This window comes from Natronorubrum sp. A-ect3 (genome assembly GCF_041821125.1).
GTDB lineage: Archaea > Halobacteriota > Halobacteria > Halobacteriales > Natrialbaceae > Natronorubrum > Natronorubrum bangense.
Map to the genome: position 1 here is coordinate 355312 of NZ_JBGUBB010000002.1, position 25268 is coordinate 380579.

The 25268-nt window shown below is 63.0% G+C and carries 21 protein-coding genes; 8 read left to right on the forward strand and 13 right to left on the reverse strand.

Annotation, left to right across the window (positions count from 1 at the left end; genetic code table 11):
* Position 1: 1 nt before the first annotated feature.
* Positions 2-706: an energy-coupling factor ABC transporter ATP-binding protein gene (locus tag ACERJA_RS08425; RefSeq protein WP_373607763.1), complete on the reverse strand. Its 705-nt coding sequence runs from the start codon at positions 704-706 to the stop codon at positions 2-4.
* Between the two features lie 28 nt (positions 707-734).
* Positions 735-1322: a biotin transporter BioY gene (locus ACERJA_RS08430; RefSeq protein WP_373607764.1), complete on the reverse strand. Its 588-nt coding sequence runs from the start codon at positions 1320-1322 to the stop codon at positions 735-737.
* Positions 1323-1809: 487 nt separating this feature from the next.
* Between ACERJA_RS08430 and ACERJA_RS08435 the strand changes: the two genes are divergently transcribed.
* Positions 1810-5907 (forward strand): hypothetical protein, encoded by a 4098-nt coding sequence (locus tag ACERJA_RS08435; protein WP_373607765.1) that lies wholly within the window; start codon positions 1810-1812, stop codon positions 5905-5907.
* Between the two features lie 167 nt (positions 5908-6074).
* Here ACERJA_RS08435 and ACERJA_RS08440 read toward each other — a convergent pair whose 3' ends face one another.
* From ACERJA_RS08440 to ACERJA_RS08460, 5 genes are all read right to left on the reverse strand, one after another.
* Complete coding sequence (locus ACERJA_RS08440; RefSeq protein WP_006064679.1) at positions 6075-6365, reverse strand: hypothetical protein; 291 nt, start codon at positions 6363-6365, stop codon at positions 6075-6077.
* A 51-nt stretch (positions 6366-6416) separates the two neighbouring features.
* Positions 6417-6881 (reverse strand): DUF5799 family protein, encoded by a 465-nt coding sequence (locus tag ACERJA_RS08445; RefSeq protein ID WP_373607766.1) that lies wholly within the window; start codon positions 6879-6881, stop codon positions 6417-6419.
* Between the two features lie 90 nt (positions 6882-6971).
* Positions 6972-7511, reverse strand: coding sequence for a gamma carbonic anhydrase family protein (locus tag ACERJA_RS08450; protein ID WP_373607767.1), 540 nt, complete (start codon positions 7509-7511; stop codon positions 6972-6974).
* Between the two features lie 117 nt (positions 7512-7628).
* A complete protein-coding gene (locus ACERJA_RS08455; RefSeq protein ID WP_373607768.1) occupies positions 7629-8024 on the reverse strand; it encodes an OsmC family protein in 396 nt (131 codons plus the stop codon).
* Between the two features lie 114 nt (positions 8025-8138).
* Positions 8139-8861, reverse strand: coding sequence for a metal-dependent hydrolase (locus tag ACERJA_RS08460; protein ID WP_373607769.1), 723 nt, complete (start codon positions 8859-8861; stop codon positions 8139-8141).
* A 118-nt stretch (positions 8862-8979) separates the two neighbouring features.
* Between ACERJA_RS08460 and ACERJA_RS08465 the strand changes: the two genes are divergently transcribed.
* The 3 genes from ACERJA_RS08465 to ACERJA_RS08475 all read left to right on the forward strand — a co-directional run bounded on the left by ACERJA_RS08465 (position 8980) and on the right by ACERJA_RS08475 (position 12049).
* On the forward strand, positions 8980-9243 hold the full coding sequence (locus tag ACERJA_RS08465) for a hypothetical protein (RefSeq protein WP_373607770.1): 264 nt from the start codon (positions 8980-8982) through the stop codon (positions 9241-9243).
* Between the two features lie 130 nt (positions 9244-9373).
* On the forward strand, positions 9374-11506 hold the full coding sequence (locus ACERJA_RS08470; protein WP_373607771.1) for an OB-fold nucleic acid binding domain-containing protein: 2133 nt from the start codon (positions 9374-9376) through the stop codon (positions 11504-11506).
* Positions 11507-11581: 75 nt separating this feature from the next.
* On the forward strand, positions 11582-12049 hold the full coding sequence (locus ACERJA_RS08475) for an SHOCT domain-containing protein (protein ID WP_373607772.1): 468 nt from the start codon (positions 11582-11584) through the stop codon (positions 12047-12049).
* Between the two features lie 60 nt (positions 12050-12109).
* Here ACERJA_RS08475 and ACERJA_RS08480 read toward each other — a convergent pair whose 3' ends face one another.
* Positions 12110-12550 carry a hypothetical protein gene (locus ACERJA_RS08480; protein WP_373607773.1) on the reverse strand — a complete coding sequence of 147 codons (441 nt, stop codon included), beginning with the start codon at positions 12548-12550 and terminating at the stop codon, positions 12110-12112.
* 205 nt (positions 12551-12755) lie between these two features.
* Between ACERJA_RS08480 and ACERJA_RS08485 the strand changes: the two genes are divergently transcribed.
* Positions 12756-14417 (forward strand): tRNA uridine(34) 5-carboxymethylaminomethyl modification radical SAM/GNAT enzyme Elp3, encoded by a 1662-nt coding sequence (locus ACERJA_RS08485; protein ID WP_373607774.1) that lies wholly within the window; start codon positions 12756-12758, stop codon positions 14415-14417.
* A gap of 445 nt (positions 14418-14862) precedes the next feature.
* Positions 14863-15534, forward strand: a complete 672-nt coding sequence (gene tenA, locus ACERJA_RS08490; RefSeq protein ID WP_373607775.1) for a thiaminase II — start codon at positions 14863-14865, stop codon at positions 15532-15534.
* A gap of 88 nt (positions 15535-15622) precedes the next feature.
* On the opposite strand, the gene ACERJA_RS08495 is transcribed toward tenA, so the two are convergent.
* Complete coding sequence (locus tag ACERJA_RS08495) at positions 15623-16267, reverse strand: hypothetical protein (RefSeq protein ID WP_373607776.1); 645 nt, start codon at positions 16265-16267, stop codon at positions 15623-15625.
* Between the two features lie 192 nt (positions 16268-16459).
* Between ACERJA_RS08495 and rqcH the strand changes: the two genes are divergently transcribed.
* Positions 16460-18592 (forward strand): ribosome rescue protein RqcH, encoded by a 2133-nt coding sequence (gene rqcH / locus ACERJA_RS08500; RefSeq protein WP_373607777.1) that lies wholly within the window; start codon positions 16460-16462, stop codon positions 18590-18592.
* Between the two features lie 28 nt (positions 18593-18620).
* On the opposite strand, the gene ACERJA_RS08505 is transcribed toward rqcH, so the two are convergent.
* Positions 18621-19160: a hypothetical protein gene (locus tag ACERJA_RS08505; protein ID WP_373607778.1), complete on the reverse strand. Its 540-nt coding sequence runs from the start codon at positions 19158-19160 to the stop codon at positions 18621-18623.
* Positions 19161-19245: 85 nt separating this feature from the next.
* Entirely contained in the window at positions 19246-19770 is a 525-nt protein-coding gene (locus ACERJA_RS08510; RefSeq protein WP_373607779.1) for a hypothetical protein, read from the reverse strand.
* Positions 19771-19952: 182 nt separating this feature from the next.
* Here ACERJA_RS08510 and ACERJA_RS08515 point away from each other — a divergent pair, with 182 nt between their 5' ends.
* Positions 19953-21020, forward strand: a complete 1068-nt coding sequence (locus ACERJA_RS08515; protein WP_373608466.1) for an mRNA surveillance protein pelota — start codon at positions 19953-19955, stop codon at positions 21018-21020.
* A 23-nt stretch (positions 21021-21043) separates the two neighbouring features.
* On the opposite strand, the gene ACERJA_RS08520 is transcribed toward ACERJA_RS08515, so the two are convergent.
* Together ACERJA_RS08520 and ACERJA_RS08525 are read right to left on the reverse strand one after the other, a co-directional pair.
* Positions 21044-21802 (reverse strand): TrmB family transcriptional regulator, encoded by a 759-nt coding sequence (locus ACERJA_RS08520; protein WP_373607780.1) that lies wholly within the window; start codon positions 21800-21802, stop codon positions 21044-21046.
* Positions 21802-24975, reverse strand: coding sequence for an MMPL family transporter (locus tag ACERJA_RS08525; RefSeq protein ID WP_373607781.1), 3174 nt, complete (start codon positions 24973-24975; stop codon positions 21802-21804). The genes ACERJA_RS08520 and ACERJA_RS08525 overlap by 1 nt, the downstream gene beginning before the upstream one ends.
* Positions 24976-25268 lie beyond the last annotated feature (293 nt).

The window sequence follows — 25268 nt, forward strand, 5'->3', positions numbered from 1 at the left end:
GTTAGGCGTCGGGGACGCGGACCTCGAGGCCGGACAGCGCCTCGCGAGCCCGTTGGGGCGGCTCGTCGACGGCGACCCGACCGTCGCGCATCGCAACGACGCGGTCGGAAAGCCCCAGCACGTCCCGTAGGTCATGGGTCGCCAGCAGGACACCCGTCCCGTTGGCCGACAGCGCCTCGAGGCGTTCGAGGACGGATCGGCGGGCTGGCGCGTCGAGCCCAGTGAACGGTTCGTCGAGGACGAGGTGGGTCGGGTCCATCGCAAGCGCGCCCGCGATGGCAACACGCGATTGCTCCCCACCCGAGAGCGCGTCGATGCGTTCGTCCTCACGGTCCGCCAGGTTGACGGCCTCGAGCGCGTTCTCGACCCGGCGGTCGATCTCGTCGCGCTCGAGGCCGAGGTTCTCGGGTCCGAACGCGACGTCGGCGCCGATCGTGGCCGCGACGAACTGATCGCGGGGGTGCTGGAACACCATCCCGACGCTCGAGCGCGCGGCGACGAGGTCCTCGGCGACCGGCGTGCCGTCGACCAGCACCTGGCCTTCGTCAGGGGTCAACAGCCCGTTGCAGTGGCGCAACAGGGTCGTCTTCCCGCTGCCGTTGGCTCCTGCGAGGAGAATGAACTCGCCGTCCTCGATGGTCAGCGAGAGGTCCTCGAGGACGGGAATGTCTTCGAACGCGTACGAAACGGAGCGGAACTCGATCATTGGCGCGTCACCGTCCGCGGTCGTCCGGTCACGACTGGATCGGTTCGATTCGGCCGCTTTTGACGATCGCGATCGCCGCGGCCATCTTTAGCAGTTCGCCCGGAATAAACGGGAGCGCGAAGACGGCGATCGCTTCCCAGGGCTCGAGGGCCAGCAGCCAGGCCGCGTACCCCGCCCCCATGCCGTAGATGAGGAGCGTCCCCGCAATGAGCGCCCCGACGACGATCGGCAGCGGAACCGATGCGGGATCGCGGAGGTCGGTGCCCCGGTGGACGAGGAGGCCGACCAACCCGGCAGCGAGGGGGTACGACCAGAGGAACCCACCGGTCTGTCCGAACAGGGGTCCGAGTCCGGCTTCCCACCCGGAGAACACCGGCGCCCCGACCGCCCCGGCGGCGAGATACAGTGTTATCGACGCAGTCCCCCAGACCGGCCCGAGCACGAGGCCGGCGAGGAAGACGAACAGTACCTGCAGGGTGATCGGCGCCGGCGAGAGCGGCATCGGGATCGGAATCGTCCCCAACACGCCGAGCAGCGCCGCGAGCACCGCCGCTCGAGCGAACTGACGAACGACGTCGCCATCGACGAGCGCGACCGAGTTTTGTTCCGTAGCCATACGACCTCACTCTCGTAAACCTAGTTCAACACTTCGGTTTCCGAGCCGAGGACTGCGAATTCGTTCTCCGTGTGCCAGTCGCTGTCTTCTCCCCCGCCATCGGCGCGAAATAGCCCAATTCTTATCACTTATCCGAGTGTTCGAATCGGGACGCCGTCCGGTTGGCTGTTGCGACGGCGGCCGCCGTGAACAGACGCTCGATTTCCTGACATCCACCCCACTTCTGGAGGTGGGGCGCTCCTCTCGCCTCTCGGCCTTATTCGCGGTTCTCGAGGGTGATAATCCGTGATTGTGTTCAATCGGCAACTGAAACGACTAGCGGGGCTTATGCACTCGTTCAGTCCGGTGATGGGAAACTGATGCAATCAGTGAGCATGTGGGTACAACGGCGACGCTATCGCGGCGGGGACCGAAGACGACAGTTGACTGTCGAGACAGTGACAGCTGCTGTGGGGCGACGGGCACCGAGCTATGGGGATTGTGAGCGATGACCAGATGGGGTGGAGTCGCCGTGGCGTTCGTCGCCGTGTTGATGGTGACGAGCGTGATGGCGTTGCCGGTGCTCGGCGGCAGCAGCGGCCTGGTTGATGAGGGCGAGGCTGCAACCAGTGTGAATGGTGAGGCAGCGTCTACCGAGGATCCACACGCCTCGAGTGGTGTTGCAAGCGACGCCGGCGATGTCAGCGATCTCGAGCTGGTGTCGATGGCGTCACCGACGGAGCTGGATGGTGCTACCAGCGACGCACAACCATCGCTGTCGACCCAACAGGATGATGCTGTCGAGGACGGCGTCGACGAGGGAATCGAACTCACACAGTCTCAGGGTGTGGAGGTGAGCCAGGAGCAGCGCGAAGCAGCGCTCGAGGGCGCACGCGAGTCAGTCGCCCAACACCAGCAAGCCGACGTCGAGCAGGTCCAGGAGGCGACGACGGGGGCAGTCCACGGCTCGCTGATGCAAGCCCAGCAGGTCGACGCCGAGCAGGTCCAGTTCGCCGTCAGCGGGGCGACCGACGGCGCACTCGCGCAGTTCCAGACGGTTTCGGCGAGTCAGATGCAGAGTGCGACGTGGGGGGCCGCACACGGTGCGGTCGCCCAGGAACAGCGCGTGACCGTCGAGCAGATTCAGGTCGCCGCTCGCGGCGGTGCCGCTGGAGCGGCGAGCGAAGCCGGCGAGAAAGACATCACGCACGCGCCAAAGATCCAGGAGGCCGCACAGGGCGCGGCCTACGGCGTGCTCGAGCAGTACCAGCAGATCACGGTCGAACAGCGCCAGCAAGTCACGTTAGAGCACGTCCAACACGCGGCAGCGGGCGCATCCGCAGGGGCGCTCGAGGGGAGCAGCGAGGTCGTCCTCGAGCAAGAACAGCGCGTCGAGATCGAACAGTACCAGCGGGCGACGATCAAGCAGATTCAGAAGGCCGCAACTGGGGCTGCAAAGGGCGCGCTCGTCCAGCAACAGACGGTGACAGTCGAGCAGACCCAGGCCGCTGCACGCGGGGCGAGCAAGGGATCGTTGATACAGGTCCAGTCGATCAGTATCGAACAGATCCAGCGGATCTCGATCACACAAATTCAGGAGGCATCGTTCGGTGCAGCTAAGGGGTCGATAACCCAGAGTCAGGACGCGACTCTCGAGCAGATTCAGGCCGCGGCTGACGGGGCTGCTGGTGGCGTGCTCGTCCAACAACAGGAGGTCTCGATCACACAGATCCAGTACGCTGCCGTCGGTGCGTCACAGGGAGCGATTGAGTCGGCGATCCAGCAACAGGTCGTCGATGTCGAACAGATTCAGGCCGCTTCGTTCGGTGCTGGCGAGGGGGCCGTGATACAGCGCCAGGTCATCGACGTCACACAGGTGCAAGTGCTCGCAGCCGGCAGCGCAAGCGGTGTGCTGGTCCAGCACCAGGACGCGACCGTCGAACAGCTTCAGTTCGCCGCCAGCGCTGCCTGTCAGGAGACGGCTCGAGCAGTGCAGTATCAGCGAATTAGCATCACACAGCTGCAGGTTCTGACACAGGAGTCGGCGGCAGACGCGACCGCATACGCCGTTCAGGAGGAGATCGACGACGACGTCGAACTCAGTCAGTTCCTCGAGGTCGAACTCACCCAGCGCGTCGAAGCGATCGACGAACTCGAGGGTGAGGCGACGATCACGTTCGCCGATCAGGATCGTGACGGCGACAGCGTCGTCGTCGATAGCGTCGATCTCTCGGAAGGCGGCTTCGTGGCGATCTACGGCGGCGATGCCGTCGCCGACCCTGCTGGCGTGCTTGGCTCGTCGGACTACCTCGAGCCCGGCGCCCACGACGACGTCGAGATCGACCTCGAGACACCGATCGAAGACGACCAGCCACTCGTCGCGGTGGTCCACCACGAGACGACCGGTGACGAGACGTTCCAGTACGCCGAAAGCGATGGCGCGGACGACGAGCCGTACGTCACCCCAACCGGAGCCCCGGTCCTCGATACGGCGTTTGTGACCGTTAGCGAGCCTGCCGAGCCCGAGGCAACCCTCTCGGTGAGCGACCAGGAGGGTGATGGCGAGACGCTCGTCATCGACGAGGCGAGCGCAGACGTCGAGTACACCATCACAGCCACTGCCGACGAAGCCGCGGCTGAGAGCGACACGTTCGAAGCGGAGGAGACGGTCACCGAGCTGGAACTCGACCTCGAGCCACCGCTCGAGGCGGCTACAACTGTCGATGTCGCCGTCGTCGGACCGGATGGTGCAGAGCTCGCGACCGACTCGCTCGAGTACACGCTCGTGGACGAACCCGAGCCTGAGCCGGAAGCGACGCTCGAGGTGAGCGACCAGGAGAGTGATGGTGAGACGCTGACCGTCGAGGAAGCGAACGCATCGGTCGAGTACGCCCTCACCGTCACTGACGAGGATGGCGAGCAGCTCGCCGAAAGTGAGCCGTTCCCGGCCGACGAGCCTGTCGAATCAGAGACGTTCGATCTCGAGCCCCCACTCGAAAGCGATGCGACACTCGAGGTAGCAGTCGTGTCGGCCGCTGACCCCGCAGAGCAGGAGGTTCTCGAGAGCGAGACGATCGCATACACGCTCGTGGACGAACCCGAGCCGGAGCCGGAAGCGACGCTCGAGGTGACGGATCAGACGGGCGACGGTGAGACACTGACCGTCGAGGAAGCGAACGCGTCGGTCGAGTACGCCCTCACCGTCACCGACGAGGACGGCGAGCAGCTCGCCGAAAGTGAGCCGTTCCCGGCCGACGAGCCTGTCGAAGCCGAGACACTCGCTCTCGAGCCCTCACTCGAGGATGATGCGACGCTCGAGGTGGCTGTCGTCGACGCGGACGGGACCGAGCTCGCGGTCGACTCGCTTGAGTACACGGTCGATCCCGAACCGGAGCCGTTCGATGTCGAGTTCGTCACCTGCCAGCAGGCCGATGTGACAGGATCGTTCGAGGACGGTGACACGATCATCGTCGCCACCGGCTTCTACGAGTCGGGTGGCTTCGGCAACACGATGGGCGAGTACGCGATCACGGTTGGCGACGACGTCGCCGCGCCGTTCGAGGGGACGATCACCTACGAGACTGGCGACGAGTTCACCGTCACCGAAACCGACGCCGGGGCGACCGTCACCGTTCCCGAGGGCGACTTCGGCGCTGCGATCACCGGCTTTGCCTCGCCCGATGCGACGCCAGGCGAGATCGATTATCCGAACCCTGACGCCAGCGAGTGCATCGAGCAGGTCCGTCCCGAACTCCCTGAACTCAGCGTCGAAGAGACGACACTGACCGAGGACGCGATCGAGGTCACCTTCGGCTACGAGAATCCAAACGACGCGGCCCTGTTCGTCGACAGCGAGTTCACCGAGGGGACAACCGAGGCCGACCCAGTCGACGAACTCGAGCCCGGAACGAACACGTTTACCGTCGAGTGGACGCCCGAGACCGACGACGAACGGCTCGTCTGGGCAGTCGACATGACCAGATACGACTACGATGCGGACGCAGTCGAACCCGCTGAAACGGCGACGGCTGGCGAGATTGATCCGACCGATCCAGCCGAATTCGACGTCTCTATTACGGGCACGAACACGCCCGTCGAACAGGGCGTCGCGCTCACTGTCGATGCTGACATCGAAAACGTCGGTGGCGAGACGGGAACGCAGGATATCGAACTGGTTGTCGGTGAGACCGTCGTCGATACGACATCGATCTCGCTCGAGGCAGGTGCATCCTCGCCCCTGACGCTGACCGCGGACACTGATGCCCTCGAGCCCGGCGACTACCCTGTTATCGTCTCGAGTGAGGACGACACTGCCGAGACGACGGTGACGATCGAGCCGATTGACGACCCGCTCGAAGAAGCGCCGATTGACGAACCACCGGCGGACGAACCGGTAGATGATCCGTTCGAGGAGTCGCCGGCGGACGAACCGGCAGATGATCCGTTCGAGGAGTCGCCGGAGGATGGACCGGCAGATGATCCGTTCGAGGAGCTAGTCGATTCAGCGCCACAGTCTCTCGATGAGGCAGACAGTCCGGAACCATCGGCTGACCAGACAACACCCCCCGTCGCGTCGGCTGCTGTTGCACTCGCTGTCGGTGCCTGAGCGCTCCGTTACGTTCTTCGTCGCTGTGTTTGACACTCACGACGCTGTCGGTCTGCCGGAAAATCGCTCGAGTCGAACTGTGGCTCGCTGTCGTCTCATACGGTCTGCTGTACTGATCACCGATCCCGTCTCTGGTGATCGGCGGTCACTGACGACAGTAGTCCGTCTCAGTGCTGGTGGCCGGTTGCTTCGCCGTAGGTCACGCCGAAGCGTTCCTCGAACAGGTCCATAACGCGGGCTTCCTGGGCCTCGAGTTCTTCGTCTGCGCCCTGCCCGTGGTGGACGATGTGGTGAGCACGGCTGGCAAACGAAAGCAGCGTGATATCGCCGATCGTTTCGGCGTCGGTCTGGTCGCCCTCTGCAACGAGGTCGATGAGTCCGGACGGCAGTGTCACTTCGTCAGTCGTCTCATCGTCAGTGCTGATCGAGATTGTCGTGGTGTCGACTTCGTCGCTCATACTCATACGGTCGGGCAGCGCACCTATAGGTGCTGTGGCTTCGAGTACAGCCTACGTGTCGGCGGCGACAGATTTTCGAACCGACTCCCATCGCCCTTCTGACTCGAGATGAGACTGTAACTCGTCGGCGTACTCCTGTGTGAGTCGTTCGGCGGCCTGCAGTTTGTCGGCATGATCGTCGTCGTCACCGCCGTCCAGCCCGAGCGCCCCTTTAATCGAGGCGAACAGTCCACCACTCGAGGAGCCACCCTGCTTGCCGGCTCCTTGTCCACCCATCGCCCCCATTCCGGTCGGCATATTCTCGAGTTCGGGGATGATCTGTTCGACGCTGTCGGTGTTGGCAACGATCCGCGCACGGTCGGGATCGTCGGGCTGTTCGATCTCGAACTCGGTAGCAGTCATGATGAGACTCCACTGCTGGTTGGAAAACTCCGAATCCGCGATCCGTGCGGAGAACGCCTGGTCGACGGTCATTCGCGCCCCGACGATCCGGTCCGTCCACGGGTTGTCGCTCATAGCATTCGATTAGACTGGTAGCTGTATCAGGGTTTTCATCGGTTTTGTCACGCCGGGACGGTGGTGTTCCTGCCGACCGCGAGCGGAGTGTCAGTCGAGTCGCTCGGACGTTTCTGCGTGTTTCGTCGACAGTTCGACGTATCGGTCAGCCGTCGCCCCAAGGTGGGGGTCGTCGATCTCAGTTTTCACCTCAGCAGGCGCGCCGGCGACGAGCGTCGACGGCGGAATCTCGGTGTCTTCGGTGACGACGCTGCCGGCCGCAACGACTGCGCCCTCGCCGACGTGACTGCCGTCGAGGACCACCGCATTCATGCCGACCAGCGCGCGCTCGGCGACGGTCGCGTCGTGGACGATCGCGCTGTGTCCGACCGTCGAGTACGGCTCGAGGACGGCATCCTCGTGGAGCACAGCGTTATCCTGGACGTTTGCCCCTTCGCCGACGACGATCTGGCCATGATCGCCTCGAAGTGTCGTGTTCGGCCAGACACTGGCATCTGCTTCGATGACGACGTCGCCGATCACGACCGCCGCCTCGTCGACGTAAGCCGAGTCAGCAACCTGTGGTTCTCTCCCATCGAACGAACGTAACATGCCTGCACCTGTCTCGAGGACCATCTTGAAGATGCCCATTCATTTGCGAGTGATCGCCACACACGAACGCTGGGCTGACGGCTGCGAGGACACGAGTACGGCCCAAAAAACCGATGCGCTGCAGTGGCGCTGGATGCCGACGACGATCCAGCCGCCTCAGAAGGCGTCGCCCGTGATGTTCGCCTCTGCGTGAAGCTCTCCTTTCAGCGCGTCGTGGACCTTACAGAGTTCGAAGGCGCGCTCGAGTACCTGCTCACCGGTGTCGTCGTCGACGTCCGCCTCGACGTGGATCTCGAACGAGATCGAGTCGAGTTTGTCGTCGTCGTTGAGTTCGCCAGTCATGTCGATCTCGATCTTCCCGAGGTCGTCGACGCCGCGCTGTTGGCCGCCGACTCGTAGCGCCGGGACGTAACAGGAGCCATACGCCGCCAGCAGGGCCTCGAGCGTGTCGGGTGCCTCCTCCCCGTTTGCGTCGATAGTCGTCTCGAACTCGCGGATCTCGTTCGTCGCACTGAACCCCTCTTCGGAGATGGTGGTGACGTCTTTCGTCATTGCACTGGAGACGTCCACACCAGGTGGTGTAAACGTTACTGGTGGTGATATCAGCCAGGGGACAGGCGACCGAACCGAAAAATCGTCGTCGGTGGCGGGCAGCACTCCCGGGGACTATATCTCGAACGGTTCGTCGGCCGCAGCGATCACGACGTCGGCGTCGCTGCCTGTCGCTTTGACCTCACGCTCGAACTCCTCGGGATCCTGTTCGATCGGCGGGAACGTATCGTAGTGCTGGGGCAGCGCGTAGTCGACGTCGAGCCAGTCGACGGCGACGGCGGCCTGCCACGGCCCCATCGTGAAGTGGTCGCCGATCGGCACGGCAGCAACGTCGGGCTCGAGATACGGGCCGACGACCTCGCGCATCTCGGTCATCAGGGAGGTGTCGCCAGCGTTGTAGAACGCCGTCGATTCTTCGTCGCTGACCTGCGTTGGCTTGGTGTCCGAAATAACGAACCCGGCTGGCATCCCGCCACTGGCGTCGTTTTCGGTCATGATCCCGTTCGTGTGGTCGGCACGAACCATGGTGACGAACGCGTCGCCACATTCGACGGTGCCGCCGAGGTTCATCCCCATTCCGCCGACGGCGTCCTCGAAGCCGAACTCCGCCTGACAGTAGGAGACGAGTTCCGGCGTCGCGACTAGCGTTGCGTCCGAAAACTCGCCTGCATCGGCAATGTGGTCGGCATGGCCGTGTGTCAACAGCACGTAGTCCGGCGTGTCGATATCGGCCGGCTCGAGGTCGGTCTTCGGGTTATCGAAGAACGGATCGATCAACAGCTCTGTCTCTCCGACGGTGACGTGCCACGTCGAGTGGCCGTGCCAGATGAGCTCCATAGCATGCGACCCGTTGGGTCGAATGGAACTTAAAAGTAGTCGCGGACGACGGCATACGGCTTGGTCCAGCCCCGTTGTCGATGCGCGTCGTTTTTTATCCGGGGTCCGTACTGGGGGTATGCTCACACTGTCGCTCGAGGAGTTCATGCTGGAGTTGAACGAGGGATCGATCAAGAACGTCGGCCCGACGAACAAGTCGGCGACGGTCAAACTGTTCGACGTCGAGTCCGCCGAAGCCCGCGAGTTCGGCGACAAGCGCGTCAAGCTCGTCTTCGAGGACGCAGACGGCAGCGAGATTCAGGTGTCGCTGTTCCCTGACGACGTTCGGAAGATCGTCGACGACATCGAGGCCCTCGAAGACGAGTCGCCAGTGTTCGAGTAGGGACGTGTGTGCTGTCCGTTAGGCGGTTTCTTCGTTCGATCACCCGAACTGAAAATCGATCGCGTTCGGCGGTAACGTGTCGAGCGCATTTCGACAACCGTTTTAGGGCGAAACTGCTTGGTTCGAGTAGATGGGTAACTGTATCATCTGTGGCACACCCGTTGACGGCGAGATCTGCGAGAGTCACGAAGAGGATGTCGTATTCGACTTTCACGGCAATGCTCCCTCGCAGCTCTCCCCCGGTCGCTACTACCGGGGTACCGTCGATGGCTATGCTGACTTCGGCGTTTTCGTCGATATCGGCGACCACGTCACTGGCCTGTTGCATCGAAGCGAACTCGAACAGCGACTCGAGAGTCTCGACTGGGAACCCGGAGACGACGTCTTCGTTCAGGTTCTCGACGTTCGGGACAACGACAACGTCGACCTCGGCTGGTCGATCCGCCAGCGCGAACGCGAGTTCCGCGGTAAACTGATCGACACTGGCGACACCGAAAAACGACCCGAAGACGTCGACAGCGACACTGATGAGGCGGCATCGAGCGCGTCTGAGAGCGAGACCGACAGCGCTGCCGACGACGCCATAACATCGAGCGCGTCTGAGAGCGAAAGCGACGGTGCTGGCGCACCGAGCGCGTCCGAGACCGTTGCCGCCGGCAGCGGCTCCGTCGCGACCGAAAGCGCCGCCGCATCGACGCCGGCAACCGACGCCGACACCGAACCCGAATCCGAACCAGCACTGAACCGAACGACAGTCGATTCGATCGACTCGCAGGTCGGAAGCGTCGTCCGCCTCGAGGGCGAGATCACTGGCGTTCGCCAGACCAGTGGCCCAACCGTCTTCGAACTCCGCGACGAGACCGCCACCGTCGAATGCGCTGCGTTCGAAGAGGCTGGCGTTCGTGCCTACCCCGCCGTCGAGATCGAGGACGTCGTCGCCCTCGAGGGCGAGGTCGAACGCCACCACGGCGACCTGCAGGTCGAAACCGAGACCCTCGAAATTCTCGAGGATGACGCTCGTGAGACCGTCAAGGACCGCCTCGAAAGCGCAATCGAACGTGAGGCCCGACCGGCTGACGCCGACCTGCTGGCCGACCACGAGGCCGTGACGGCCGTCAACGATGGAATCGCAGACGCAGCGACCGCGATCCGTCGTGCCGTCATGGAGGCACGACCTGTCGTCGTCCGCCACAGCGCGACTGCCGACGGCTACGTCGCCGGTGCAGCCATCGAACGCGCCGTCCTCCCGCTGATCCGCGAGAAACACACCCGCGAGGACGCGGAGTACCACTACTTCGAGCGACGTCCGCTTGACGGCCGCGTCTACGATATGGACGATGCCACCAACGACGTCACCTCGATGCTCGAGGCACGCGACCGCCACGGTGAGCAGCTGCCGCTGGTCGTTCTCGCCGACGCTGGCTCGACGGTCGAGTCCGTCGACAGCTACGACCTGCTCTCGCTGTACGACGCCGAGACGGTCGTCATCGACGACAGTCGCGCTGACGACGAGGTTGCCGACGCCGTCTCAGTCGCCGTCGCCCCGTCGCTCGACGGCGTCGACGTCTCGGATCTGACCTCGACGGCACTCGCGGCAAACGTCGCTGCCCACATCAACGGCGACGTCCGCGCCGACCTCGAGCATCTCCCTGCAGTCAGCTACTGGGAGGACACCCCCGAGGACTACACCGACCTCGCGTCCGAAGCCGGCTACGACGAGACGGCTCTCTCCGAGCGCCGTGAAGCCGTTGCGCTCGAGGCCTACTACCAGTCGTACAAGGACAAACGCGAGCTCATCATCGATCTGCTGTTCGATGGCAGCGAGGCGGCGACGTCTCGAGACGGTGACCTTGCGGCGCACGTCTCCGAACAGTTCCGTGCGAAACTCGAGACCGAACTCGAGACGGCACGAGAAAACCTCGAAACCGAGGATGTAAACGGTGTGACGGTCGCGCTGCTGGACACTGATGCGTTCATGCACCGCTACAACTTCCCGACGACGACGCTCCTGCTTGATGCACTCCACCGTCGCCAGCGCGACGAGGGGCCGTTCGTGACGCTCGGGCTCGGCGACGACGAACTTCACGTGCGTGCGACCGAGTCGGTGGACGTCCGCGAACTCGGCGACACGATTGCCGACGCAGCATCGAACGCTGGCGTCTCCGTCGTTGGCGGTCAGGACGGCCATATCGAGTTCCTGCCGGGCGAACGCGACGCCGTTCGCGCGGCTGCACTCGAGGCACTCGGCGAACTGCTCGCGTAATCGGCCACACTGTCTTCGTCCCACTGCTGTCAACCGTGAGAAACTTCTTTGTCGGTTCGGAACGCAGACGCCCGTATGGGTGCCGATCCGGGCCGACAGCTCCGTGAAAACATCACCGGCGTGACAGCGATGATCGTAACCGGGGTGTGGCTGTCGCTCATGTTCAGCCCGTGGGGCGGGCAGCTGTGGCTCCCGCTGATGCTCATCGGCTACCTCGTTGTCGTTCCGCTGGTCGCCTTACTGTTTGGCGACGAACAGGCCCAGGCAGAATGGTGGGACGGGACGTGGGTCGAATCAACCGACACGAGTACGGAGCAGTCGACGGACCGAACCGCTGACTCGACGCAGAACGCACGGGGCCGGCAGGACGCCCTCGAGACGCTTCGGGATCGCTATGCGGCAGGCGAGTTAACCGACGAGCAGTTCGAACGCAAACTCGAGCGACTGCTCGAGACTGAAACGATCGAGGACGCCGAGCAGTGGCGACGTGAGCGTCAGAACGCAGTAGACGACCCCGACCGGGACCTCGAGTACGACACCTGAGCCGACTCGAGTTCACGCTGTCGGCAAGATCACTCCCTCACAGCGACTCAGTGCCGTCTCCTAGTCGTCGGACGGGGTTGGCTCCGAGCCGGCGTCGATCGTCTCCTCGACGAGATTTGCAATCGTGGTTTCGAGCTCTTTCGTTACCGTTCCGGCCGCCAGTCGGTCGAGCACGAACGACCAGACCGAGTCGAACGAGTACCGAGCGACCGCCGAGACGCGGGTTTCGTCTCCGCTCTCGACGATGAGCTTTGAATAGCGCTGTTCGAACATCTCCGCGCCGTCGACGAACGTGTACTCGTACCCGTTCTCGAGTTCGGTGAAGACGACGGTTAGCTCGTTGCCCTCGAGGGAGGCGGTGACCTCCGTTCCAGCAGCGGTCCGCTCAGCGGTGTGGATCTCGTAGATCTCCGCGTACTCGAGAATTGACTGCGGCGAGAGCTGCTCTCGAAGCGCTCGAGCAGATGGCTGGACGACGGATGTGACCTCGACCTCGTGCATCGTTCGAAACAGAGGAGCCGATTCGAAAAAATCGTATGCATTGTTTCTCCCGGCATATATTTCGCTCGTGTGGGCCGTTCGGGTCGTGCCCGAACCGACGTTCCACCGGTCAAGTGCCGTCTGTGTCCGCGTCAAACTGGCCCGTTCGAACCGAGCGGTTATGAGTCCGACACGCTTATTCGCGACGCGCGACGAAACACGTGTAGTGAGCACCGAGACGCCCGATCCCACCGAAACCGACGCGTTCGAGCAGGTCTGTGAGATGATCGTCGAGCGAATTCTCGCGGGCGAGATCGAGCGCGACGAACTCGAGAAGGCCAAACTCGAGGCCTGTTCGGAGCACTCAGCGCCGAAGGTGCCGAAAAACTCCGAACTGCTCGATCACGCCCCTAACGAGCACCGCGAGGAGTTGCAGGAAGTCCTCCAGCGCAAACCCGTCCGCACCGCCTCAGGCGTCTCGCCGGTTGCGATCATGACATCGCCCGAGCGCTGTCCTCACGGGAAGTGTCTGTACTGTCCCGGCGGCCCCGACTCGGAGTTTTCCTCCTCCCAGAGCTATACCGGCGAAGAACCCGCTGCGGCCCGCGGCGTCCAGAACGATTACGACCCCTATGGGCAGGTGACGCTGCGACTCGAGCAACTGCGCGAGATCGGCCACCCTGTCGACAAAGTCGAGCTCATCCTGATGGGTGGGACGATGACCGCCCGCAGCCATGACTACCAGGAGTGGTTCGTCAAGCGCGCGCTGGAGGCGATGAACGACTACGACGTCGAGAAAGAACCCGAACCGGCAGAAGGCGTCAGCTTCGCACAGGACCCCGAGGAGTACGAGTGGAAGTACGTCGAGGACGTCATCGAACAAAACGAGACGGCCGACATACGAAATATCGGGACGACGTTCGAAACCAAACCCGACTGGTGTGACCCCGAACAGATCGACCGGATGCTCGAACTCGGCGGCACGAAAGTCGAGGTCGGCGTCCAGACCACGTTCGAGCGGATCAACCGGGAGATGCACCGCGGTCACGGCATCGCCGAATCGATCGAGGCCAACCAGCGCCTGCGGGATTCGGCGTTCAAAGTCGGTTTCCACATGATGCCCGGCCAGCCCGGAATGAGCAAGGAAATGTGTCTCGAGGACTTCCGGCGGATCTTCGAACAGGAGGAGTGGAAGCCCGACTATCTGAAGATCTATCCGACGCTGATCGTTCGTGGGACGGCGACCTACGACTGGTGGCACAAAGGCGAGTACGACCCACTCGGAAACGAGGAGGCCGCCGAACTGGTCGCCGAAATCAAGGACATGATCCCGCGCTACACCCGCCTTCAGCGGGTCCAGCGAGACATTCCGGCTGACTTCATCGATGCCGGCGTCTGGAAATCCAACCTCCGCCAGCTTGCCCGAAAGCGCATGGACGAACACGGCTGGGAGTGTGAGTGTATCCGCTGTCGCGAGGCCGGTATGAACGACGCCGAACCCGACGAGATCGAACTCGACGTGATGACCTACGACGCCTGTGGCGGCACGGAACAGTTCATCTCGTTCGAGGACTTCGAACAGGACCTGCTGGTCGGCTTCTGTCGACTCCGGTTCCCGAACGACCCGGTGCGTCCGGAACTCGAGAACACGGCGCTCATCCGAGAGCTTCACGTCTACGGCTCGGAAGTCGCCGTCGGCGGGACTGGTGAGACAGACCAACACCAGCATCAGGGCTACGGCCAGCGCCTGATGAACCAGGCCGAAGAACTCGCTGCCGACGCGGGCTACGACAAAGTCAGCGTTATCTCCGGTATCGGTGCTCGAGAGTACTACCGGGAGAAACTCGGCTACCACCAGGACGGCCCCTACGTCAGCAAGCGACTCTGAGGACGCCGGTCGAACTGGCGTGCTTTGATCACTTCCCCTCGAGTGACAGCTCTCGAGAGCGGGTAAGGATTGCCTGTTGCACAGTGCTAATATAACTACTCACCCCCAGAAAATTTATACGGCGTTGGGGATAACGTTTCACCTGCCGACGATCGTCGGCACCGTTGTCATCTCCCCACCCGGACAACGGCCACTGAGTTGCCTCTCAGCGCGCCGTGAACTCCCCAGCTCGTTCATCCCCCACCGAACGAGCACCCCCGCGGCGTGTTTTTACGATCGCACGACCTCGAGAGCGACGCGTCTGTGTGTTGTCAGTCGCCGTCGTCTCGAGCACGACAGCCCTCTCGCCGTGTCGACGTCTGCTGCTCGGTGTCGTCCCCGCTCGAGCAACAACTGAGTTGTATTCGTTACGTATACTATCGTGTCTGCCCTCTCTTGGGACGTGATGACATTCAGCGACAGCTTGCTCGAGGACGGCGCACACATCTGGGATGCACAGAAAAACCACCCGTTCGTCCGTGAACTCGCGGCAGGGACACTCGATGAGCGGGCGTTCAAACACTGGGTGAAACAGGATTATCGGTATCTGCTCGATTACGCGCGACTGTTCTCGATTGCGGGGTCAAAAGCCCGCGACGAGGACACGATGACCCACCTGCTGGGGGTCGCTCACGAGGTCCTCGACCACGAGATGGACCTCCACCGGGAGTTCGCCGCCGACTACGGCATCTCGCGTGCGGATCTCGAGTCAGTCGAGAAAGCGCCGACCTGTGTCGCCTACACGAACTTCCTCGTGCGGACGGCCTATGACGGTTCGATCGCCGAAATCGCGGCCGCGCTGTTTCCGTGCATGCAGGGGTATCTCGACGTGGCCGAGCACATGGCCGAGATCGCCGATGGCGAGCATCAGTACACGCCCTTTATCGAAATGTACACCAGCGCGGAGTTCCGCGAGGCCACCGCGTGGTGTCGCGAGTTCGTCGACGACTGCGGCGAGCGGTTCCCTGGCGAACACGACGCCATGCGCGAGGCGTTTCTTACGAGCGCCAAACTCGAGTACCGGTTCTGGGAGATGGCGTACACGCTCGAGGGATGGGAGCTAAAGCGAGAACTGTAGCCGGCTGCGAGCCCGTTCATACGGTCTGGTGTCCCGATCACCAGAGACGGGATCGGTGATCGGCGGTCACTGACGACAGCAGTCCGTCTCAGTCGATCGTGACCTCGAGTTCGAGCACACCCAGATACTCGGGTGCGCCGCCGGCGGTCGTCCGAAACTCCGTGGGCGTTGAGCCGACGTAGTCGTAGAACTCGGACTGGCTCTGTGGGATCATCGGTGTGCCGTCGTCGCGTTTGAGGTAGGCGGGGGCGTCCGTCCGTTGGATTCGCTCGAGGCGTTCCTCCCAGTCGCTGCCCGAATAGAGAAAGACGCCGAACGAGAAGCGGCCGGCAGCGAGGGCGTCGTGTTTCGACTCGAACATCGTCGCCTCTTCAGTTTTGTACTCCTCGTCGCTGACCCACGCGAGCGCCGCCACGTCGTCGGTCTGGAGCAGGTACAGATCCCAGCCGAGCTGGGCGTCGAACACCGCCCAGGTGTTCCGGGGACCGATCGTATCGACTTCGACGCTGAACGCGGGTCGGCCACGTGCACCGGACGGTTCGTGGACGAAGGTGGCGTCGTAGCCGGGGGCGCGGATGCCCCGGTCGTGGTAGACGATGCCGTCGACGTCGATATCGACCTCGAGTTGGTCGACGATCGATCGCACGGAGAACGCGCCCTCGTCCTCGAGGTGGCCGACAAACGTGGGAAAGCGAGAGACGTGCTTCCAGGGGCGGTCGTCGGGCTGGCTCATGGCTGGCACCCTCCATCAGACTGCTGGCGTTGCTGGGCGTGTCGGCTGGGCCGCACTCGGCCGGCGTCGACAGTGTCGCTCATACACGCAGCAAGGAAGGCGGCGGGGATTAGGCTTTCCGACTGCAGGTCCGCGCTGACCCAGCCACGCCGGAGCGACACGTCTTTTTGACAGCGCCGGGCAGGTGTACGTATGGATCCAAAGCGCGAGCTTACGAGCGTCGACCTCGCTGCCCTCGTCGGGGAACTCGGGGCCTACGAGGGCGCAAAGCTCGACAAGGCGTATCTCTACGGCGACGATCTCGTCCGACTCAAGATGCGAGATTTCGACCGCGGCCGCATCGAACTCATCCTCGAGGTCGGTGAGATCAAACGCGCCCACACGGTCGCCCCCGAGCGGGTACCCGACGCCCCCGGGCGACCGCCGCAGTTCGCGATGATGCTCCGGAACCGACTCTCGGGGGCTGACTTCGCCGGCGTCGAACAGTACGAGTTCGACCGCATCCTCGAGTTCGTCTTCGAACGCGAGGACGGGACGACCCGACTCATCGTCGAACTGTTCGGCCAGGGGAACGTCGCTGTCACCGACGGCGAGTACGAAGTGATCGACTGTCTCGAGACGGTGCGACTCAAGTCCCGAACCGTCGTGCCGGGTTCGCGCTATGAGTTCCCCGACAGCCGACTCAACCCGCTGACAGTGTCTCGGGAGGCGTTCGACCTCGAGATGGAAGATTCGGATACGGACGTCGTCCGAACGCTTGCAACGCAGCTTAACTTCGGCGGGCTCTATGCCGAGGAGATCTGTACCCGCGCCGGTATCGAGAAAGGGATGGATATCGCCGACGCCGACGAGGACGACTACGATCGCCTCTACGAGGCCATCGAACGGCTCGCCCTCGACCTTCGGAACGCGAACTTCGAGCCGCGACTGTATCTCGAGGACGGCGAAGACGGCGACGATGACGACGAGAGTGCCCGCGTCGTCGACGCGACGCCGTTCCCACTCGAGGAACACGCTGAGCTAGCGGCCGAGCCCTACGACTCGTTTTTGGCCGCGCTGGACGACTACTTCTTCCGGCTGGAACTCGACGATGAGGAGGAGCCAGACCCAACGACCCAGAAGCCCGATTTCGGCGAGGAGATCGCCAAATACGAGCGAATCATTGACCAACAGCAGGGCGCGATCGAGGGGTTCGAACAGCAGGCCGACGAACTTCGGGAGCAAGCCGAGTTGCTGTACGCCGAGTACGGCCTCGTCGACGACATTCTCTCGACGATTCAGGACGCTCGCGCGCAGGACCGTCCCTGGGACGAGATCGAAGCACGCTTCGAAGAGGGTGCCGAGCGCGGGATCGAAGCCGCCGAGGCGGTCGTCGGCATCGATAGCAGTGAAGGGATCGTGACGGTCGACATCGACGGCGACCGGATCGACCTCGTCGCTCACGACGGTGTCGAGCAGAACGCCGACCGGCTCTACACCGAGGCAAAACGCGTCGCAGAAAAGAAAGCGGGCGCGCTGGCGGCCATCGAGGACACTCGTGAGGATCTCGAGGACGCAAAGCGTCGCCGCGACGAGTGGGACGCCGACGACGAGGGCGACGAGCAAGCGGACGATGAGGAAGCCGAGGAGAAAAACTGGCTCGAGATGCCGTCGATCCCGATCCGCGAGAACGAGCCGTGGTTCGATCGCTTCCGCTGGTTCCACACCAGCGACGGGTATCTCGTGATCGGTGGGCGCAACGCCGACCAGAACGAGGACCTCGTCAAGAAGTATCTCGAGCCCGGCGATAAGGTCCTGCACACGCAGGCCCACGGCGGCCCCGTCACTGTACTGAAGGCGACGGACCCGAGCGAAGCCTCATCCTCGGACATCGAGTTGCCTGACTCAAGCATCGAGGAGGCTGCCCAGTTTGCCGTCTCCTACGCGTCGGTCTGGAAGGACGGCCGCTATGCGGGTGACGTCTACGCCGTCGACTCCGATCAGGTGACGAAGACGCCCGAAAGCGGCGAGTATCTCGAGAAAGGCGGCTTCGCGATTCGCGGCGACCGTACCTACCACCGCGATACACCGGTCGGCGTCGCGGTCGGCATCCAGTGTGAGCCCTACACCCGCGTCATCGGCGGCCCGCCGTCGGCGATCGAGGGACAGGCAGAGACGACGATCGAACTCGAGCCGGGACGCTACGCCCAGGCGGACACGGCAAAGCGACTGTATCGTCGCTTCCGCGACCAGTTCGCTGACGAGTCGTTCGTCCGTAAAATCGCGAGCCCGGACCGCATCCAGCACTTCATGCCGCCGGGCGGCAGCCGGATCGCTGAGGAGTAGCGGTCACACACGCCCGTCTGTGACCCGCTCAGTGTAGCGTTCCCTCCCGGTGTTTGTCGTCGTAGGCGAACAGCGCGTAGCCGACCTCGGCTGGGGAGTAGCTGGTTTCCGTGGCAATCTCACGGATCGGCTCGATCATCGCCACGTAGTCGGCGGCGTCGAACGACTCCTTGCGTCCCTCGAGGTAGTCGAATCGCTCGAGGGTCGCCCAGACGCGCGTATCGACGACGGCGTGTGTCGAGGGCTCGAGTGCGGTGAGCACGCAGGAGGCCGTCGGCGCTTTGAACCCGCGTAATCCGGACAGGAGCTGAATTTTCGAGAAGTCGTCGTCGACCACGAGGACGTTTGCCGTTACGTTCCGACACCGCTGTTCGGGGTTCGACTCGACGTGGTAGGCGCTTCGCGTCGAGGACTCGTAAGCGATATCGTAGAGTTGGTCGCGGGTGAGATATCCTTGTTCGCGGTACTGGTCGCCGAACGTCGCTAACCGCTCGGGCAACACGCCCTGTGTCTCGGCGTAGTGCTCGAGCGACGTTGCCACGAGGTCGCGATCGATTTCGGTCGGCATTCGCTCGAGTCGAGGGGATGTCGGCTGGTGAAGATTATCATAAAATGAGGGCCAGCCACTTCGAGGGTCGACGGGCGAACTGTGGTCAGCTCTCGGTAACGTCCGCGTCCGTGTCGTGGTCGATTTTGTCGGCCCATTTCTGCTGGCTCTCGTCGTACGATGCCCCGAGTGCGATCAGGAAGCCGATAATCGCGGTGATCACCGCGATTGCGCCGACGGCGACGACGGCGACTGAGAAGAGCTCGCCGCCCAGCACCTGTGCCGAAGTCAACAGCGACACCGCCGTCACGGCCGCGATGAGTGCGAGCAGGCGACCGAAGCGTCCGGTGTCGAGTCCCGAATCGGATTCGTCGGTGCCAGTGTCCAGGAACTCGTTGATGATCCCGTTGTACTCGTCGTCGCTGGCCACGTTTCCAAGCGAGTGAATGGAGTGGGAGACCCACAGTCCAGCGGTAAAGTTGAGCAAGGCGACAAAGGAAACGAGTCCGATCTGCCCCTGGATGAACAGCCCTGCCAGCACCGCGTTGGCGAACGTGACAACCATGATGGCGTGGACCGCAAGCGAGCGTGTGCCGAAGTCCTCGAAGAGCTGGACGTGTGCGAGTTTCATACTCTCTAGTGGCTTCGAGCGTGCATACCTTGCGCCCCTAACTATGCCACACTGTACCAAACGTGACTGTGGTGCGAGTCGATACGAACGCCGATCGAAACCGAGACGGCCCGTCGCCGGGACCCACTCGAGTCGCTCGAGGGATCGCAGCCCACTTACCGATTCCGCGCAAAGCCACGGCCATGCAGATCAAAGACCGGGAGCACGTCGAGGGCGGGCGCGAACGGGTGACCGTCGTCCCCGAGAGCGTCGACGACCTCTGGCACTTGCAGTACGTCTTAGAGCCCGGCGACCGCGTCGCGGGCGATACGACCCGGCGGATTCAGCGCAACGACGACCAGATGCGTGATACGGGCGGCGAGCGCGAACACATGTGGGTCGCCATCGCCGTCGACGACATCGAGTTCCACAAGTTCGCGAATCGGCTCCGGGTCGGTGGCGAGATCGTCGCCTGCTCGCGAGAGGACCAACTGGGCTTTCATCACACCCTGAACGTCGAGGAACGCGACGAACTCTCGATCGAGAAACGGTTCAAACCGGACCAGGAGGCCCGCCTCGAGGAAGCCGAAGAAGCGACTGAAAACCCCGACGTCGCCATTGCGACCGTCGAGGAGGGACAGGCCCACGTCCATACGGTCGCCCAGTACGGCACCGAAGAGCGGGCGACGATCACCGGTACGACTGGGAAAGGCGAGTACGCTCGCGGCCGCTCGGAGCTGTTCGCCGAACTCGGCAAAGTCCTCAGGCGACAGGATGCGGACGCGATCATCCTCGCCGGGCCAGGCTTTACGAAACAGGACGCCTACAAGTATTTCGAGCAGAACGAGCCCGAGATCACCGAGCAGATCACGATGGTCGATACGGCTAGCGTCGGCGACCGCGGCGTCCACGAGGTGCTCAAACGCGGCGCCGTCGCCGACGTCCAACAGGAGACTCGCATCGAGAGCGAGGCCGAGTACATCGACGAACTCACGAAGCGAATTGCCGAGGGTGCGAAAGCCGCCTACGGTCCCGAGGAGGTCAAGCAAGCCGCCGAGTTCGGCGCGATCGAACGGCTGCTCATCCTCGACGACCGACTCCGAAAAGAGCGCGGCCCGGACGGCGAGTGGGCGATCGATGTCGACGACATCGTTCGCACAGCGGAACAGAAAGGCGGCGAGGTAACGGTCTTCTCGAGCGAGTTCCCACCCGGCCAGCAACTCGCGAACCTCGGCGGCATCGCGGCGCTGTTGCGCTATCGGCTCGAGTGAGTTCGCCGACGACGCTTTTTCGGTCAGTTGGTGTCGGGCTGTACTTCGTCGCTCGCCTGGATCAGTTGGATCAACACCGAGGCAAACAGCGAGTCGGAACTCCAGATCGCCGTCTCACTGTGGTCGTCACCGACGACGCTCAACAGGAGGCTGTCGTCGTCAACGATGACGATCCGGCCCGAGCGCTGGTCGTCGCCGCGATGGGCTGGTGGAACCGCGGTCTCGACGCCCTCGAGCGCACCGAGTTGTGCCCGAACCTCATCAGTGCGGCTAATCACGAGCACTGAGACGCCGGCTGCGGCCTGTTCCTCGAGCGTCCGTTTGATCGGCTCCGTGACGAGCGCTGGCAGCCGCGTTCCGAAGACGATCGTCTCCTCGGCCTGTGAAAGCAGATCAACGACGCGGTCGTCGACGCGGTCGCGGCTCCGAACCGTCCAGATGTCTTCCTGTGTCTCCTCGGTCGTCGACTCTTGTTTGACCGTGTCAACGTACTCGAAGGCCCGTTCGCGTTCGCGTTCGAACCGTGCCTCGAGCGTGGCCTGTGCTTCTTCGATGCTGACTGGCCGGTAGCGGATCGGATTCGACTGCTGGATCTCGAGCAGGCCGCGGTTCTCTAAGCTCTCGGCGACGCTGTAGACCTGCGATCGGGGAACGTCGGTGACGCTGGCGACGTCGCGTGCCGTACCGGAGCCGAGTCGGTGGAGGGCGATGAACACCTTGGCTTCGTAGCTGGTGAGCCCGAGCCGTTCGAACGCGTCGAGGGCGTCGCTTTCATCAGTCACTACTCATCGCCTCGTGAGTCGTCTCCTGTCGCATTTGGTTCGGTTTCGGTGCCACCGTCACTTGCCGTTGGCGTTTGGGTGGTCGCTCCCGACATCGCAAAGGAGACGTCCGGACCGAAGTATCGCGTCCAGAACACCAGCAGCGTCGGGAGGACGACGACGCTCGCGAGGAACGCATACGTGATCGTCAGCCCGGTGATGATCCCGAACTGCCGGAGGACAGGGAGGATGGCGAAGGCAAGGGTACCGAAGCCACCGACGGTGGTTGCGGCACTGCCAAGCAGTGCGCCGCCGGTTCCGGTCACAGTCGTCTGCATCGCCGACCAGACGTTGCCCTGGCGCTCGAGTTCGAGCGTGTAGCGGGCGCTGATGTGGATACTGTAGGCGACACCGAGCCCGATCGTGAGGCTGGTGATCATCCCGGTCAACACGTTAAACGGCATCCCGATGAGATGCATCGTCCCCAGAATCCAGCTGACCGAGAAGGCGACCGGCAACAGCGTCACGGCTCCAAGTGTCGCGCTGTTTCCGGTCAGCCAGTAGGCTGCTGTCAGGAACCCGAAGACGGCGACGAGCGTGATCAGCAGGCTCTGGAGCACCGTATCAAGCAGATCTTGCTCGACGATGTAGTTGACGAGTGGGTCGCCGGTTGCAATCGCGTTCAGTTCTCCGGGGCCGGCATCGAGATTACGTTGATCGCCGGTGCCGCTGGCGTCGATTGTTCCGGCAATGGCGCGCATATCGTCGGTCGTCTGACCGAAGCCGACGTCACCGCGGGTGGCGATGATCAACCGCGCTGAATCGTACTCGCCGTCGTCGGTTCGGTAGAGCACGCTGCTGGCTGCATCCTCGTTGACCTCGAACAGTTCGTCGTACAGTGCGTCGACGTTCTGGTCGGGGACACCGTCGTCGTCCGTGTCGGCAGCGTGGAACGACTCGTTGAACGACTCGTTTTGGGCTGCTGTCTCCTCCATCACCGAGAGCGGCCCTCGGATATCTGCCTCACCGTTTGCGAGCGTGTAGACGGATTCGGTCGCTGCCGCCTCGTCCTGTGCGTCAGCGACCTGTTGTAAGCTCCCGTCGTCGGCTATGTCTCCCTCGATGAGTATCTGCGCTTGCGTATCATCACGCTGGAAATTCTCGTTGACGAACTCGAGATCAGCTTTGGCCTGATACTCGCCGGGAGCCATCCCTGCTGGGAGCTTCTCGGTCCAGGCGGGCGGGCTCTCGGCGAGGAAATCCTCCTCGTCGAAACTGGTGTCGACCTCGCTTGCGCCGTAGACGCCGCCAGCAGTGAGCAACAGTGCCACGACCAGGATGACAAGCGGGATTTTTCGGGCTGCAGTCGAGCCAAGCGTGAGGGCGCTCGTAAATCGGCCCTCACCGGTCCCGAACGCGCGCTTGTGTCGGCCCCAGCCGCGTGCCTCGAGTGCCGAATCGATCTCGACTTTCAGCGCAGGAATGAGTGCGCCGAAGATGATCAGGGCTGCAATAATGCCGACGGAGCTGACGATCCCGAACTCCCGAATGGGGCCGATCGGGCTGACGAGATTCGCGAGGAATCCGATCGCAGTTGTCGCCGTCACCCAGATGAGGGCGACACCGACGCCCGCGAGTGCGATCGTCATCGATCCGCGGACGGTACTGTCTACACCACCCGTCTCGCGTTGCTCGCGGGTCGCGTCGCTTCCCGCTCGCTCATCCGAGATCCGTTGGATCTCGCGTTGCTCTCGATGTCTCATAAAGACGTGTATCGCGTAGTCGATCGAGAGCCCGATCAGTAACACCGGCACCGCGATCATCATCTGGTTGAAGGCGATTCCGGCCCATCCCATGAAGCCGAACGTCCAGACGAGCACGGCGAGGATACCGACGACCCCCAGCGCGATGTCGACTGGATCGCGGTAGGCGACCGACAGTGCGATGACGACGAACAACAGCGCGAGCGGGCCAACAATCGCGAGACTGTCGCCCATCGATCGATCGATCTCGTCGTTGATGATGCCAAAGCCGAAGACAAGATACTCCTGTTCGTTCTGGTTTGCGAGGTCACGAAGGTCGAGTTGAGCGTCGAGTGCCGGACCGGAGCCACCCTCCATCCCCATCATCTCGCCGCCCGTCTGCTGGGAGACCAGCGTCATGCGAGCGTCGGCCTCGGTCGTGCCAGGCTCATACGACGTCGGCATGAAGCCAAGTGCTGCCCCGCTGCCATCACCGTCGTCAGAGAGCGTCTGTGTGAGTGCGTCCTCGAACTCCTCCTCATCGAGGTCCTCGAGCGCCTCGATCTGTGCCTCGAGCGACGGTCGCTCATCACCACCTTCCTCGAGTGCCTGTTGGTCTTCCTGAAGCTGTTCGGAGTCCGCTTCGAGCTGGTCGTACTCGTCTTCGAGAACGCCGAACGTCGCGCCGGCATAGACGTCCTCGAGGCTCTCGGTTAGCGCCTCGTAGTCGTCAGCGACCTCGGGGTTCGTCGCCGGATCGTCATACTGTTGTTCGAGTGCCCAGCGGTCAGCCTCGATCTCTCGAGCCTGGTCGCCAAACTCCGTGTACTCTGCGGTCTGCTCATCGTCGAGTTCGGCTTCCTCGGCGGCCTGTGTGAGTGTCGCCTCGATTTCGGCTTCCGTGTCTGCGGCAGCTGCCTCGTCGCCTGCTGCAAGGTCGGCCTGAGACTGCCGCTCGAGTGCGACCGTCTCGTTGAGTCCATCCTCGAGCGTGCCGCGTCTGGTCTCGAGGTCGGCCTCACGCTGCTCGAGTTCGGCACTTTGCGCTTCGATTTCGGCAACCTGCTCGTTGGTGATTGCCGTGATCGCGACGAGGTTTTCGACGCCGGTAATCGAATCGTTCTCGACGAGCGTCGCGTTGATCGACTCGTTCGCGTGAATCTCTTCTTGGAACTCAAGTGAACTGACCAACGACTCCTGTGTCAGGACGCCATCGCCTCTCGCGATCAGTTGTACTGATGTCGTGTTCTCATCGCCTTCAGCGGCGAAGCGCTCGTCGATATCCTCGAGCGCTTCGGCCTCCGGTGAGTCAGTCTCGAACTGCTCGAGTGAGGACTCGTCGTCGACCATCGACACACCTGCACCCATGAGTGCTGTCGTCAACAGGAGGGCAAGAATAACGACTCGAGAGTGACGGGTTACGACGTCTGCGAGACGATTCGGGACGCTCATCCATCTATCGCCTCGAAATAGGCTGATTGGAGTTGTGGGACCATTCTGTTGTTATGATCCTACAAACTACTGCTATATACTTCGTTCGGATATCACTGTTAGGCATGGGTGGCGTTGGCTTTGAACACAGGTGATGGGGTCGTCAACCCAGGAGTGAGGATCGGCGACAAAGAAGTTCATCGGCGACACTGAGACGGACTGCTGTCGTCAGTGACCGCCGCTCACCGACCCCGTCTCTGGTGATCGGGACAGCAGCCCGTCTGACAGCTCACTGCCCGCTGTTGACGGATTCG